11 protein-coding genes are annotated in these 13,780 nt (G+C 64.5%); 6 read left to right on the forward strand and 5 right to left on the reverse strand.

The window, feature by feature from the left end; genetic code table 11:
* Positions 1-87 precede the first annotated feature (87 nt).
* The 4 genes from ACFZAI_RS02855 to ACFZAI_RS02870 all read left to right on the forward strand — a co-directional run bounded on the left by ACFZAI_RS02855 (position 88) and on the right by ACFZAI_RS02870 (position 5,253).
* A complete protein-coding gene (locus tag ACFZAI_RS02855; RefSeq protein WP_391565486.1) occupies positions 88-1,455 on the forward strand; it encodes a DKNYY domain-containing protein in 1,368 nt (455 codons plus the stop codon).
* Positions 1,456-1,642: 187 nt separating this feature from the next.
* On the forward strand, positions 1,643-3,541 hold the full coding sequence (htpG, locus tag ACFZAI_RS02860; RefSeq protein ID WP_391565487.1) for a molecular chaperone HtpG: 1,899 nt from the start codon (positions 1,643-1,645) through the stop codon (positions 3,539-3,541).
* 204 nt (positions 3,542-3,745) lie between these two features.
* Positions 3,746-4,003 (forward strand): helix-turn-helix domain-containing protein, encoded by a 258-nt coding sequence (locus ACFZAI_RS02865; RefSeq protein ID WP_391565488.1) that lies wholly within the window; start codon positions 3,746-3,748, stop codon positions 4,001-4,003.
* Positions 4,000-5,253 (forward strand): type II toxin-antitoxin system HipA family toxin, encoded by a 1,254-nt coding sequence (locus ACFZAI_RS02870; protein WP_391565489.1) that lies wholly within the window; start codon positions 4,000-4,002, stop codon positions 5,251-5,253. Before ACFZAI_RS02865 ends, ACFZAI_RS02870 begins: the two co-directional genes overlap by 4 nt.
* On the opposite strand, the gene ACFZAI_RS02875 is transcribed toward ACFZAI_RS02870, so the two are convergent.
* The 5 genes from ACFZAI_RS02875 to ACFZAI_RS02895 form a co-directional block, all read right to left on the reverse strand.
* Positions 5,213-7,357, reverse strand: coding sequence for an acetate--CoA ligase family protein (locus tag ACFZAI_RS02875; protein ID WP_391565490.1), 2,145 nt, complete (start codon positions 7,355-7,357; stop codon positions 5,213-5,215). The two genes, ACFZAI_RS02870 and ACFZAI_RS02875, sit on opposite strands and share 41 nt — an antisense overlap.
* 60 nt (positions 7,358-7,417) lie before the next feature.
* Complete coding sequence (locus ACFZAI_RS02880; protein WP_391565491.1) at positions 7,418-8,443, reverse strand: acryloyl-CoA reductase; 1,026 nt, start codon at positions 8,441-8,443, stop codon at positions 7,418-7,420.
* 16 nt (positions 8,444-8,459) lie between these two features.
* The gene (locus tag ACFZAI_RS02885) at positions 8,460-9,623 is read right to left on the reverse strand and encodes an acyl-CoA dehydrogenase family protein (protein WP_391565492.1); all 1,164 of its coding nucleotides are present in this window, start codon (positions 9,621-9,623) and stop codon (positions 8,460-8,462) included.
* A 26-nt stretch (positions 9,624-9,649) separates the two neighbouring features.
* On the reverse strand, positions 9,650-10,633 hold the full coding sequence (locus ACFZAI_RS02890) for a Bug family tripartite tricarboxylate transporter substrate binding protein (protein WP_391565493.1): 984 nt from the start codon (positions 10,631-10,633) through the stop codon (positions 9,650-9,652).
* Positions 10,634-10,700: 67 nt separating this feature from the next.
* A complete protein-coding gene (locus ACFZAI_RS02895; RefSeq protein WP_391565494.1) occupies positions 10,701-11,867 on the reverse strand; it encodes an acyl-CoA dehydrogenase family protein in 1,167 nt (388 codons plus the stop codon).
* 168 nt (positions 11,868-12,035) lie between these two features.
* Here ACFZAI_RS02895 and ACFZAI_RS02900 point away from each other — a divergent pair, with 168 nt between their 5' ends.
* Positions 12,036-12,833, forward strand: a complete 798-nt coding sequence (locus ACFZAI_RS02900; RefSeq protein ID WP_391565495.1) for an IclR family transcriptional regulator — start codon at positions 12,036-12,038, stop codon at positions 12,831-12,833.
* A complete protein-coding gene (locus ACFZAI_RS02905) occupies positions 12,823-13,620 on the forward strand; it encodes an IclR family transcriptional regulator (protein ID WP_391565496.1) in 798 nt (265 codons plus the stop codon). Before ACFZAI_RS02900 ends, ACFZAI_RS02905 begins: the two co-directional genes overlap by 11 nt.
* Positions 13,621-13,780: the final 160 nt, after the last annotated feature.

The raw sequence follows: 13,780 nt of genomic DNA on the forward strand, positions 1-13,780 counted from the left end.
GCGGCATGGGCTTGCTAGAATTTTGGGCCGCCACGGGGAATTCAAAAACGCCCAATGCTGAATCGCACGAGATGGATCGGAATTATCTTGGCCTTGGTTATCGCCGGTTTGCCGATGACCCTGTTGTTGCTGGTGCTGGACAACGATGATTACGCCGCCGCGGATAACGGGGAATCGTATCAGGGCAGCATCTACAAGCGTTATGAAGGCGCGATTTACGCCGCCGTGCCCAGCAATGGCTATTACCGGATGGATGAGGCCGACCCGGCCAGTTTCAAGGCATTTGACACGCCCACCTATGATGGCCGCCAGGCCGCCAGGGATAGCCGCCATGTCTATTGCGGCAATCTGATCTTGCCGGGCCTGAAACCCGCGTCGACGCAGTTTCTGGGCAATAGTTATTTCAGCGACGGCGGCGCCACGTATTACTGCGCGCTGTTCACCACGATCAATCGCGAGCTGGGCGCGGTGCGCGAGGTCTGGCAGACCCTTCTGTTCAGAACCGGACACGGCCCCAAGCCGCAAACCTATCTGCATCCGTTCACCGCCTTGCCCGCCAGCTCACAACCCTATCGGGCGTTGCTGGATCGGGATTTGGCAACGGATGGGTCGCGTGTTTTTTACGAAGGCCGCGAGATGCCGCAGGCGCAGCCGGCGACGTTGCGGCGTTTGCCGGCTACGCGGGATAGCCGCAAGCAGACCAGCGATGATTTCTTTGCGGATGGGCAGCGCGTGTATTTTCATGACACGATGCTGCCGCTGTCGGATGATCCGGCGCTCAATACCTTCAAGGTGGGCGATCTGGACCGCGAAGCCTATTTGCACGACCCGCGCGACGGCATGGTTTACGTGGGCGCGCAGCCCTTTGATGCGGCGCATGCGCCGTACCGGCTCTTGAGCGAGCGCGGCGAGCATATCTATCAGGTGCTGTTTGCCGGCAAGGACGGCATTTATTTCTTCAACAACCAAAAGCGGCGCATGGAGCGGGCAGGCGATGATCCGTTTGCGTCCGGGCGGTTTACGGCGATGTCTCCGTTTGTATACACGGATGGCAAGCAGGTGCTGTATCTAAAGGGGGAAGAGTCGTGGGGTTCGTCGCGGGGCGGCGGGGGCGGCTTGATTTCCCGGTCTACGCTGATCATGCGGCTGAACGACCCGCCCGCGGGCGAGTGGAAAAAACGGGGTGACGTTTATCACCGCTTCGGCTCGGTCTGGCAGAACGGTGAGCGGCTTTATTATTTTGATGAAACGGGCAACAACCAATTGGTGTCCAGCCCCATCTATCGGATTATGGACTGCGCGACGGCAGATTTTCTGTTGCGGTCGCAGCAGACGCTGGACATCAGAATGGACGATATCCGCAAGCTGATTCGCAGCGGAAAGCTTCAGGCGCCTGCGGGCCAGGAGCTGCTTGAGGCTAAGACCCGGTATCGCGGCTTTCTGTCACTGTTTTGAGGAACCCTTGAAAAGTGCGCGATAGCCCCCACTACAGTAGGGTTTCCCGGCTGCCGGGTAGTGCGACTGCAAGCGCAACTGCAAGCGCAACTGCAAGCGCCGTTGCGCCCGGGCATTGCGCCATTGTTTGTCCCTGATATTTGTTCCTGATATTCGTCCCTAATTTTTTCGACCTTCTCGTAAAACTATGAGCCAAACCGCCACGTCTTCCACGTCCGAAACCCTGGGGTTCCAGGCCGAGGTGAAGCAACTGCTGCACCTGATGATCCATTCGCTGTACAGCAACAAGGAAATTTTCCTGCGCGAGCTGGTGTCGAACGCATCGGACGCTTGCGACAAGCTGCGCTTTGAAGCCATCGACCAGCCCGAGTTGCTGGAAGGCAATGGCGAACTGGCCATTACGGTCAGCTATGACAAGGCCGCCCGCACGATCACGATTTCCGACAACGGCATCGGCCTGTCGCGTGAAGAAGCCGTGGCGAATCTGGGCACGATCGCGCGCTCCGGCACGCGGGAATTCTTCTCGCAGCTGACGGGCGACAAGCAAAAAGACGCGCAGCTGATCGGCCAGTTTGGCGTGGGCTTTTATTCGTCGTTCATCGTGGCGGACAAGGTCACGGTGGTGAGCCGCCGCGCTGGCGCCACTGACGCCATCCAGTGGGAATCCGACGGCCAGGGCGAGTTCACGATTGCCGCCGCCGAGAAGGCCACGCGCGGCACCGACGTGACGCTGCACCTGCGCGCCGACGAAGACGACCTCTTGAACGGCTGGAAGCTGCGCGAGATTCTGCGCCGCTATTCCGACCACATCTCCTTGCCGATCCGCATGGCCAAGGAAGAGTGGGACCAAGAGAAGGGCGAGCAGGTCAAGACCGAAGAACTGGAAACGGTGAACCAGGCCAGCGCCCTGTGGGCCCGCAGCAAGTCTGACGTCACGGACGAGCAGTACCGCGAGTTCTACAAGACCGTCTCGCACGACTACGACGACCCGCTCGCCTGGACGCATAACCGCGTCGAAGGCCGCAGCGAATACACGCAGCTGCTGTATGTGCCCAAGCACGCGCCCATGGACATGTGGGACCGCGACGGCCGTCATGGCGTGAAGCTGTATGTGAAGCGCGTGTTCATCATGGACGACGCCGACCAGCTGCTGCCGTCGTACCTGCGTTTTGTGCGCGGCGTGATCGATTCGGCCGACCTGCCGTTGAACGTGTCGCGCGAAATCTTGCAGGAAAGCCGCGATGTGCGCGCGATTCGCGAAGGCTCGGCCAAGCGCATCCTGTCGCTCTTGGAAGACCTGGCGGAAAACAAGCCGGAAGATTACGCCACGTTCTGGTCGGAATTCGGCCAGGTGCTGAAGGAAGGCGCGGGCGAAGATTCGGCCAATCTGGAACGCATCGCCAAGCTGATGCGCTTTGCGTCCACGCAGTCAGGCGACCAGGCGCAGACGGTGTCGTTCGCCGACTACGTGTCGCGCATGAAGGAAGGCCAGGACAAGATCTACTACGTCACGGCCGACACGTTCGCCGCGGCCAGCAACAGCCCGCATCTGGAAATCTTCCGCAAGAAGGGCATCGAAGTGCTGCTGCTGTCTGACCGCGTGGACGAATGGATGCTGTCCTACCTGCGCGAATTCGACGGCAAGTCGCTGGTGTCGGTGGCCAAGGGTGGCCTGGACTTGGCCGAACTGGCCGACGAAGAAGAAAAGAAGCATCAGGCCGAAGTGGCTGAAGACTTCAAGCCGCTGGTCGAACGCCTGCAAAAGACGCTGGAAGAGCAGGTCAAGGAAGTGCGCGTCACGCTGCGTCTGGTGGATTCGCCGGCGTGCGTGGTGGTGGGCCAGAACGAACTCAGCCCGCACCTGCTGCGCATGCTGAAGGCCGCCGGCCAGGAAGCGCCCAACGTGAAGCCGGTGCTGGAAATCAACCCGGAACACCCGCTGCTGGCCCGCATCCGCGCGGCGGATGACAGCGAGTTCGACCAGTGGGCGCGCCTGCTGCTGGACCAGGCCCTGCTGGCCGAAGGCGCGCAAATCGCCGACCCGGCCGCGTTCGTGAAGCGCTTGAATGCCTTGTTGCTGAAGTAAGCGGCAGGGGTTTAAAGGGAAGGGTGCCTGAGAGGGCACCCTTTTTTTTGGGGTCGGCGGGGCTGGGAGATGGAATATTCCCGATCGGTAAGTTTTTCTCCGGAGAACCCTCTTTAGCGTATAAAAATACCGATCGGTAATTTTTAATGGATTTCGCCCCTCAAACGCCCTAAAATTCCCGAACGGTAATTTTGGAGCGCCACGATGTCTACTGAGCCTGTGAGCTTTTCGTCTCCCGTGTCCATCCACACGGCCGCCGAGCTCGGCGAACTGGTCAAGGAAGTGCGCCGCGCCCAGGGGCTGCTGCAAACCGATCTGGCCGGTTTGTCAGGCACTGGCAACCGCTTTGTCGGCGAACTCGAACGCGGCAAGCCGACGCTGCAATTGCAGAAGGTGCTGGACATGTTGGACCTGCTCGGCCTGGAAGTTCAGGTGGTGCCGAAACGCCCGAGGCTGTCATGACGATGGGCGCCTTGGATCTGTATCAAGCAGAGCGGAAAGTGGGCCGCTTGTTTGACGAGCGGCCGCTTCGGTTCGTGTATGACGAATCCTGGTTGAGTCTGCCAGACGCACGTACGATTTCACCTGCGATCCCACTCGCAAGCGGTGATCACGCAAGCGATGCCGTGCATGCCTTCTTCGAAAACCTGCTGCCAGAAGGGCATATTCGCAAGTTCCTGCAAATCAGCCGACATGCGACGACCGTGTTCGGGCTATTGCGCAGCGTGGGGGGCGACACCGCGAGTGGCTTGACGATTCTGTCGCAGGGCGAGCGCCCCGCGCCACCGCATTACCGCGCCACGACTTGGCAAGCTGTTGCCGCACGGCTGAAGGACGCCGCCACGCCAGCGCTGGTTGCCGAGAATGCAGAAGGCGCGCGTATCTCTTTGGCTGGCGCGCAAGACAAGTTGTTGTTGACGGTTCTGGCTGACGGATCGCCCGCGATACCCGCAGGCTCCGCACCGTCATCCCATATCCTGAAGCCGGATATCGGGGGATTGAAGGGAGTATGGGCGTCGGCGTTGAATGAAACCTTGGTGATGCAATTGGCAGCCCAACTCGGCTTGGGCGTGGCAGAGGCTCATTATCAGTCCGATACGCGGGCCTGCCTGATCAAACGCTATGACCGCGTGCCGGATGGCCAAGGCGGCTTGCAGCGCTTGCATCAACTGGACTTGTGCCAATTGGCGGGCAAGCCATCTGATGTGAAGTACGAAGCGGATGGTGGCCCGTCGTTGCTTGACTGCCTTCGCTTGCTCAAACAGGTGAGCGTTGGGGCAGCGGACCTGAAGCGCTTTTTGCAGTGGGTGATTTTTAATCTGTGCGTGGGCAACAACGATAGTCACGCAAAGAATCTGTCGGTGCTGCAATTGCCCGACGGAAGGTATCGGCTGGCGCCGTTCTATGACTTGATGTGCACGGCGATGTATCCCGGGCTGTCGCGTAAGTTTGCGTTGTCGATTGGCGGCGAGAGGCTGCCGGGCCGCATCGCGCGCGGCCAGATCGAGGCGATGGCGACAGACCTGGGTTTCCATCCCCGTTATGTTTTGACGGTTACGCGAGCATTGATGACGGCGTTGCCCGCCGCATTGGATCAAGTGCAGGCGGCACTGCTGGCGCAGGCCGCCGCCGGCACCGAACGATCGCTGATCGAACGGCTGGGCAACTGGATCAGGACGAACGCCCGCAAGCACGCGCAGCGTTGGGAATAAGCACGGCGTCTAACGCCAGCGCGCCCTGGCCGTCGGGCAGCGCCAGCAGCGGGTTGATTTCTATCGAACTGAAATCATCGCGATGCGCGTGCGCGAATTGCGATAGCGCGGCCAGCGCATCGGCAAGCGCGCCGATGTCGCAAGGGGGCGTACCGCGTGCGCCTTGCAGCAGCGCATAGCCCTTGATTTCGCGGATCATCGCCATGGCTTGGGTGCGGTCAAAGGGGGCCAGGCGGAAGCTGACGTCTTTCAATACTTCGACGAACACGCCGCCCAGGCCGAACATGACGACGGGGCCGAAGACCGGGTCGCCATGCACGCCCACGATGCACTCCACGCCCTTGGGCGCCATGGGGGCGACCAGCACGCCGTCGATGCGGGCATCGGGGCGGTGGGAATGCACGCTGTCCAGGATGGCCGCGTGGCCGCGCCGCACCGCGTCTTCACCGGACAGGTTCAGCTTCACGCCGCCGACATCGCTTTTGTGCAGGATGTCTGGCGAGACCACTTTCAAAACCACGGGGCCTGATGCGCGCGCCGCGGCGGCGACGGCGGTGTCGGCGTCGGCGGCAAGCGTGCAGTCTGGCACGGGAATGCCCGCCAGGCGCAGGACCTCCATCGCTTCTACTTCGTTGTAGGTGTCGAAGATTGTTGTGGGGGATGGGGCGGCAAGGGCGGCGTCCGAAGGGGCTGCGACCGTGTGGCCCGCTACGCGCGTGTCGGCCAGATTCGCCACCGCGCCGATGGTCCGTATTGCGGCGCTGGGGTCGACGAACACCAGCGTGCCCAGGCGTTCGAGTTCGCGGCGGCGGTCGGGCGGGAACAGGGCGCAGATGGCGAGCGGCACGTCGGGATGGCGGCTGCGCATTTCGCGGGCGAAGGTTTCGAACGTGGGCCACAAGGCGTCTGATGACCCCGCCGCTGCCAGGAACACGGCCAGCGCGTCGTAGCGGCCATCGGCCAGCATGTCGTCGGCGGTGGCCAGCAGCAGGCCGGGTTCGGATACCACCTGGCCAGTGACATCGATAGGGTTTCGCGGCCCGGCGAACGGCACGCGCTCCAGCAGCCGCGCTTGCGCCAAGGCGTCGGGTTCGGGCAGCGACAAGCCGGCGTCTTCGGCGTCGTCCGCCATCAGCGCGCCGACGCCGCCCGAGATCGTGAAAATACCCAGGCGCTTGCCCTGTGGACGCTGCTTCCAGGTATCCAACGCATATCCCAGGTTGAAAAATTCCTCGATGGTTCGGGCGCGCAGCGCGCCGTATTGGCGAAAGAGCGCGTCGTAGACGGCGTCGTCGCCAGCGAGTGCTGCGGTGTGCGAAGCGGCCGCTTGCGCGCCGGCCTGCGTACGGCCGATCTTCGTCACGACGACGGGTTTGCCGGCGTCGCGCGCGGCGGCCAGTGCGCGGCGCAGCTTGGCGCCGTCGCGGCAGCCTTCCATGTACGCCATGATGACGCGGGTGTCGGCGTCGCGCGCCAGCCATTCGATGCAATCGGCCACGTCGATGTCGGCCTCGTTGCCGGTGCTGATCCAATGCGACAGGCCCAGGCCGCGGTCGCGCGCCATGCAATAGGCGTAGGCGCCGAACGCGCCGCTTTGCGACACCATGCCGATGCCGCCCGCGGCCACGGCGCCATTGGCGGGGGCGGGGGAAAACGTGGCGTAGACGTTGCGCCGCACATTCATGAAGCCCAGGCAGTTGGGGCCGAGCAAGCGGATGCCGCGTTCGCGCGCGATGGCGCACAACTGTTCCTGCATGTGCACGCCGGACGCGCCTGTTTCCGAGAAGCCCGATGTGAAGACGACTGCGCCGCCCACTTGTCCGGGCCGCGCGCGTTCCAGCGCCTGGGCGGCGTGCGCCGCAGGCACGGCCAGGATGACCAGATCGACGTCGCCGTCCAGCGCGGCCAGGTCGGGCGCGGCAGGCAAGCCTTGGATGACATCGGCGCGTGGGTTGATGGGCAGGATGCGGCCGTCATAGCCGTGCTGGCGCAGCAGGCTGACGGGCATTGCGCCGATCTTGCCTGGCGTGGCGGAAGCGCCCACCACGGCGATGCTGCCGGGGTTGAACAGGCGGGACAAAGAGGCGTCAGAAGGCGTGGTCATGGTCTGGGCGGAAAAGGTTTAGCAAAAGCGAAGCGGCAGCAGTGCGTCAGCGCAAGTGAATCAGGAAAACCTCACGACGCTGCGGCCGGTGCTGCCGCGTTCAAGCAGGGCGCTTAGCGCTTGCGGCAGATCCTGCGGTTCGATGACACGGGCAATAAGGTCCAGCCGCGACGGTCGGTAATCGCCCGCGAGTTTTTGCCATAGCGCGCGGCGCAGCGGCATCGGGCTGTTGGCGTTGATGCCCAACAGCTTCACCCCGCGCAGAATGAAGGGAATGACCGTGGTGGGCAGTTCCGCGCCGCCCGCATTGCCGAAGGCGGCGGCCACGCCATCCGGACGCAGGCTGGCCAGCGCATGGGCAAGCAGGCTGCCGCCCACGGAGTCGATGACACCGGCCCAGCGCGCGCGCATCAGCGGCTTGAGCGGAGCAGACAACGTCGGAGCAGACAAATTCGGAGCAGAAAAATCGGGCGGGGCGATGACCTCGGCCGCGCCCAACGAGCGCAGATAATCTTCGGCGCCGGGCTTGCCGGACATGGCGCAGACGCGGTAGCCGCGTTGGGTCAGGATGTCGATGGCGATGCCCGCCACGCCGCCCGTCGCGCCCGTGACCAGCACGTCGCCCTGATCAGGGGCCAGCCCGCAGTGCTCCATCCAATGCAAGGACAGCGCGGCCGTGTAGCCCGCAGCGCCCAGCACGGCGGCGTCGCGCAGGCTGATGCCGGCAGGCAAGGGCAGCACCCACTCATGCGGCACGCGCGCGTATTCCGCATAGCCGCCATCGGCATCCACGCCGATGCCAAAGCCGTGCACCACCACATGCTGCCCGGGCGCAAGCGCGGGGGCGGCGGAGCGCAGCACGGTGCCGCTTAAGTCGATGCCGCCGATGCGGGGGTACGCACGGACGATGTTGCCGCGCCCCGCTTGGGCCAGCGCGTCTTTGTAGTTCAGGCCGGCGTACGCGACTTTGATCACGGTGTCGCCTGCGGATAATTCGTCGATGGACAAGGTGTCGAAACGGCCTTGCGGAGGCGCGCCATCGGCGCCGCCATGCAGGCGATAGGCTTTGAATTGAAGATCAGACATCACCGCTCCAAAGAGGTCAGGCGTGCTTAAGAAACCGCCGCGCCAGCGTGGCGCGATGCAGTTCGTTGGCGCCGTCGTAGATGCGGAACGGGCGCATTTCCTGCCAGATCATGGCGACGGGCGTGTCGTCCGACAGCCCCACCGCGCCCATCATCTGCACCGCGCGATCGGCCACGCGGTTCACGGCTTCGGACACGAACACTTTGGTCATCGCGCTGTGCTGCTTGACCGATAAGCCCGCATCCATGCGGCTTGCGCAATCCAGCGTCATCAGCCGGCTGGCATGCAGATCAATGTGCGAATCGGCCACCATCGCCTGAATTTGTTGCAGGTCAGCCAGCCGCGCGCCGAAGGATTCGCGCTGGGCCACATACGCTTGTGCGGTTTCCAAGGCGCGGCGGGCGCGGCCGATGTAGCGCATGCAGTGCGATAGCCGCGCGGGCTCCAACCGCAGCTGCGCGTATTCCAGGCCGCGCCCGGGTTCGCCCAGCACGGCGTCGAGGCCGACTTCGCAGCCATCCAGTTCAATCTCGGCGTGGCCGCCGATTTGATACCCGGTGACCATGCCGATGTCGCGCACGACGCGGTAGCCAGGGGTGTCGGCAGGCACGATGAACAGCGTGGCGCCGACGCCGGTCTGCGCCAGCACCAGCGCAAAGTCCGCGCCCACGCCGCCGCTGATGAATTGCTTGTGACCATTCAGCACCCAACGCTGGCCGTGTTGCGTGGCGCGGGTGCGCAGCATGGACGGGTCGGAACCGGCCCCGGGCGCGGGTTCGGTCATCGCGAAGCAGGCGCGTTGTTCGGCGCGCACCAGGGGCCGCAGATATCTTTCTTGCTGGGCGGGCGTGCCTAAGCGCAGCAACGTCAGCATGTTGGGCTGATCGGGCGCGGCGCAGTTCAGTGCGGCCGGCCCCAGAAAGCCGCGCCCGGCGGCTTCCAGCACCTGAGCCAACGCGCGCCAGCCCAACCCCAGCCCGCCCCATTCCACGGGCAACTGCGGCGCATACAAGCCGGCTTCGCGCGCTTGGATACGCAAGCGCGCCACGCAGGCGTCCAGCGCGTTGACGTCGCGGGCGATGGCTGGGGACTCGGCGGGAATGGCGACGTCATCGACGAAGCGGCGCACGCGTTCGCACAGGTCCGCAATGGCGTCGTCGTCGGGATGATGGGCAGTCATGTGAGCCTTGTTTGACGATGCGCGCATTACTGGACGCGGGTGCCGGTGGATTGCACCAGCTTGCCCCACCACACGGTTTCATCCGCGATCTGTTTGGCGAATTCCGCGGGCGAGCTGCCCAAGGGTTCGGCGCCCAGTTCCTGGAAACGTGCGCGCAGCTGCGGGTCTTGCAATGCTTTGACGACGGCGGCATGCAGCCGGTCGACCACGGCAGGCGGCGTGTTGGCGGGCGACATCAGCCCTTTCCAAGCCATCACTTCGAAGCCGGGCATACCCGCTTCGCTGAACGTGGGAATGTCCGGCGAAGCCGTGGCGCGCGCATCGCTAGGCACCGCCAGCGCGCGCAGGCTGCCTGCTTTGACTTGCGGCAACAGCGCCGGCATGTTGTCGATCATGAAATCAATATGGCCCGCGACCAGGTCCGTAATGGCGGGGCCGGTGCCTTTGTACGGCACGTGCTCGGCTTGCAGGCCGGCCTTTTGCTTGAGCAATTCGCCGGCCAGTTGTGCAGGCGAGCCATTGCCGGGCGAACCGAAAGACAGCTTGCCCGGGTGGCTGCGTGCGTAGGCCAGAAATTCCTGTAGCGTTTTCACGGGCATCGATTTCGTCACGACCATCAGGTTGTGTTCGCGTTCGATGCAGGTGATGGCGGTCAAGTCCTTGGCCGGGTTGAACGGCATGTTGGCGTACAGGCTGGGGTTGATGACCGTCGGCCCGGCTGCCGCCAGCAGCAGCGTGTAGCCGTCGGGCGCGGCGCGCGCAACGAAGTCACCGCCGATGTTGCCGCCCGCGCCCGGCTTGTTTTCCACGATGACGGGCTGCCCCAAGATGGGGTGCAAGGCCTCGGCCAGCAAGCGGCCCAGGATGTCGGTGGACCCGCCCGGGGCAAACGGAATGATCAGCCGGATCGGCTTGTCGGGGTAGGCGGCCGCGGCCTGGGGCGGCAGCGCGGCGCAGGCAAACGCGGCGGCCAGGGCGCCAATCCACTTCGGCAGGTGCTTGTGCAGCATGTCAGTCTCCTTTGGTTGAAGGGCCGCCGGCTTCTTGTGGCTGCGGTCCCCGGGGTGTCGTCCAGGCCTAACGGCTGGGCGTGTAGCCTGCCTGCGCCAGCGTGTGGCGGGCGATGGTCAATTGATGAATCTGGCTGGTGCCTTCATACAGGCGGAACAGGCGCACGTCGCGATAGAAGCGTTCGATGCCTTGCTCGGCGATGTAGCCATAGCCGCCATGCATCTGCACGCAGCGGTCTGCCACCCGGCCGCACATTTCCGACGCGAAGTATTTGCAGATCGACGCGTTTAGCGTCACGTCCTGGCCGGCATCGCGTTCGCGCGCCGTTTGCAAGACCAGCGCCAACGCGGCTTGAATTTCTGTCTGGCAGTCGGCCAGCATTGCCTGAATCAACTGGAAGTCCATCAAGGGTTTGCCGAACTGTTCACGCTCTGCGACGAAGCGCATGGTGTCGTCCAGCATGCGAATGGCGGGGCCGATGCACAACGCGGCCAAGTGGATGCGTTGCTTGTTCAGCACCTTCATGGCGGTCTTGAAGCCCATGCCTTCCTGGCCGCCGATCAGGTTGGCGGCCGGCACGCGGCAGTTGTCGAAATGCACGGACGACACGGGTGAGCCCGCCTGGCCCATCTTGTCGTAGGGCTTGCCGGTGGACAGGCCCGGCGTGCCGCGTTCAACGATGAAGGCGGAAATGCCCTTGGCGCCGGGCGCGTCGGGGTCGGTGCGGGCCATGACGGTGAACAGGCCCGCAAGCGGAGCGTTGGTGATGAAGCACTTTTCACCATTCAAGACATAGCTGTCGCCGTCGCGCACCGCGGTCGTGCGCAAGGCGGTGGCATCTGAACCCGCTTTCGGTTCGGTCAAGGCGAAGCAGCCGGTCAGTTCGCCCGAGGCCAGGCGGGGCAGATAGCGTTCCTTTTGCGATTCGGTGCCATCGGCCACCAGCGCTTCGGAGCCGATGCCCGTGTTGGTGCCCACCCGTGCGCGAAACGCCACCGAGCATTGTGAAAGTTCGATCGCTGCGCGGATCAATTCTTCCGTGCTCATGCCTGCGCCGCCGTAGGCCTCGGGGATGGAATAGCCGAACATGCCTTGCCCGGCCATGGCGCGCACCAAGTCATCCGGCACCGCGTCCAGACGCGCCACTTCGGCTTCGCGCGGGACCAGCTGTTCGCGGACGAAGCGGCGCAGCGAATCGAGAAAGGCGGGGTAGCCGTCGGGGTCCCGGATCATGAGGTGTCTCCATTTTTTCTAGATGTCATAGCCGCCGGGGAAGGCAAATCCGACCCGCATCGACTGGGAATCCAGGCTAGCAAAGCGGCGCCGAATGCGAGACAAGTGTTTCGATATCTTGAACGGATAAATGCGGTGGGCAGGCGGCGTTGCTCTATGATCGTCGCCATGACCACGCCACCAGGCAGCCGCCATCCTGATCCTGCTTTCGCCACGACGCTGGCGCACGGCCTGTCGGTATTGCAGACCTTCCGGCACGGCGAGCCCGCGCTCAGCAATCGCGAACTGGCCGAGCGCACGGGCCTGTCCAAAGCCACGATCTCGCGGCTGACCGACACGCTGGTGCAGCGTGGCCTGCTGCGCTACGACGCCAGCCTGCGCCGCTACCGGCTGGGCACCGCGCTGCTGTCATTGAGTTACCCCTTGCTGGCCAGCATCAAGCTGCGGCAGCTGGCGCGCCCGTTGATGACGCGGCTGGCGAATGCGGCGGGCGGTTCAGCGTCGCTGGGCATGCATCACGGCGCGCACATGGTGTATGTGGAAACGTGCCGGGGCCATGACGCCGTGGCGTTTCGGCCAGACATCGGCGCCATGTTGCCGCTGCTGGCCAGCGCCATGGGCCGGGCGTGGCTGGCGCAGGCCGGCCCCGCCGAGGTGGACGCGCTGATCGCATCGTTGCGCGCGGCGGACCCGGCGGCGTGGCAGCGCCATGCGGCCGGCTGGGAACAGGCGCGCCGCGACTATGCCGAGCATGGCTACTGCGTCGCCGAAGGCGAATGGCACGCCGACGTGCATGCGGTGGCCGTGCCGATGCGCCGGCGCGTCGATGGCCAGGTGTTCGTGTTCAACTGCGGCGTGCCGGTGCGGCGGTTGCGCACGGGCGAGCTGCGTCATCGAATTGCGCCGCGGCTGCTCACCCTGGTTGCGCGCGTGGAGAGAATGCTGGAGCGCCAGGATGCCGCTTGAATCTTCGCCGCCCCGCGCCCCGTCCGGCGAGCGCGATTTCGCCACCACGCTGGCGCATGGCATCGATATCCTGGCCTGCTTCCGGGCAGACCGGCCCGAACTCGCCAATAAAGATTTTGCCGAGCAAACGGGCTTGTCCAAAAGCGCCGTAGCGCGCTTGACGCATACGCTGGTCGAACTGGGCTTTCTGCTGCGTTCGGGGCCGCCCGCGCGCTACCGGCTGGGCGCTTCGGTGCTGGCGCTGAGCTACCCCTTGCTTGCCAGCATGCAGATCCGCCAACTGGCGCGGCCGCTGATGAAGCAGCTGGCGGATCATGCGTGCGGTGCGGTGTCGCTGGTGGTGCGCGACCGGCTGCAAATGGTCTACGTGGAAACGGCACGGTCCAACGACGCCTTGCAGACCCGCCCCGACATCGGCGCGGCGTTGCCGCTGTTATCCAGCGCGGCCGGCAAGGCCTGGCTGTGCCGCGCGCCAGAGGCCGAGCGGGCGGCCGTCTTGAATCAGCTGCGCGTGGCCGATCCCCGTCACTACGCGGAACATTTCCCTAGCCTGGAGCCGGCCAGCCGCGATCTGGCGCAGAAGGGGTACTGCGGCAACAACGTGCAGTGGCGTCCGGATGCGTACGGTTTTGCAGCGCCCTTGTGCCGGCCGTATCAATCGCTGTTGTACGTGTTCAACTGCGGCGTGCCGTCGGGTGACGGCCCGTACCGTGCGCGCGCGGCCGATCTGGGGCCGCGGCTGGTGGGCTTGGCGCGCGAGACGGAGCGCTTGCTGGGGCTGACGTAGCCGCCTGTCATACGGGGCCGGCAGGGCGGCCGTCGCAGGGGAGGTGCGGGTTGGGTTGCGGGGGTTGGGATGCGCGGGTGGGACTGGTGTTGGGGACGGATGCGCCATGCCGCTGATTCGTGACTCCAAGTCAAAAGTGTTTGGCTGTCAGACGGCTTTT

The organism is Achromobacter sp. NPDC008082, from assembly GCF_042957345.1.
Taxonomy (GTDB): Bacteria; Pseudomonadota; Gammaproteobacteria; order Burkholderiales; family Burkholderiaceae_B; genus Achromobacter; species Achromobacter kerstersii_A.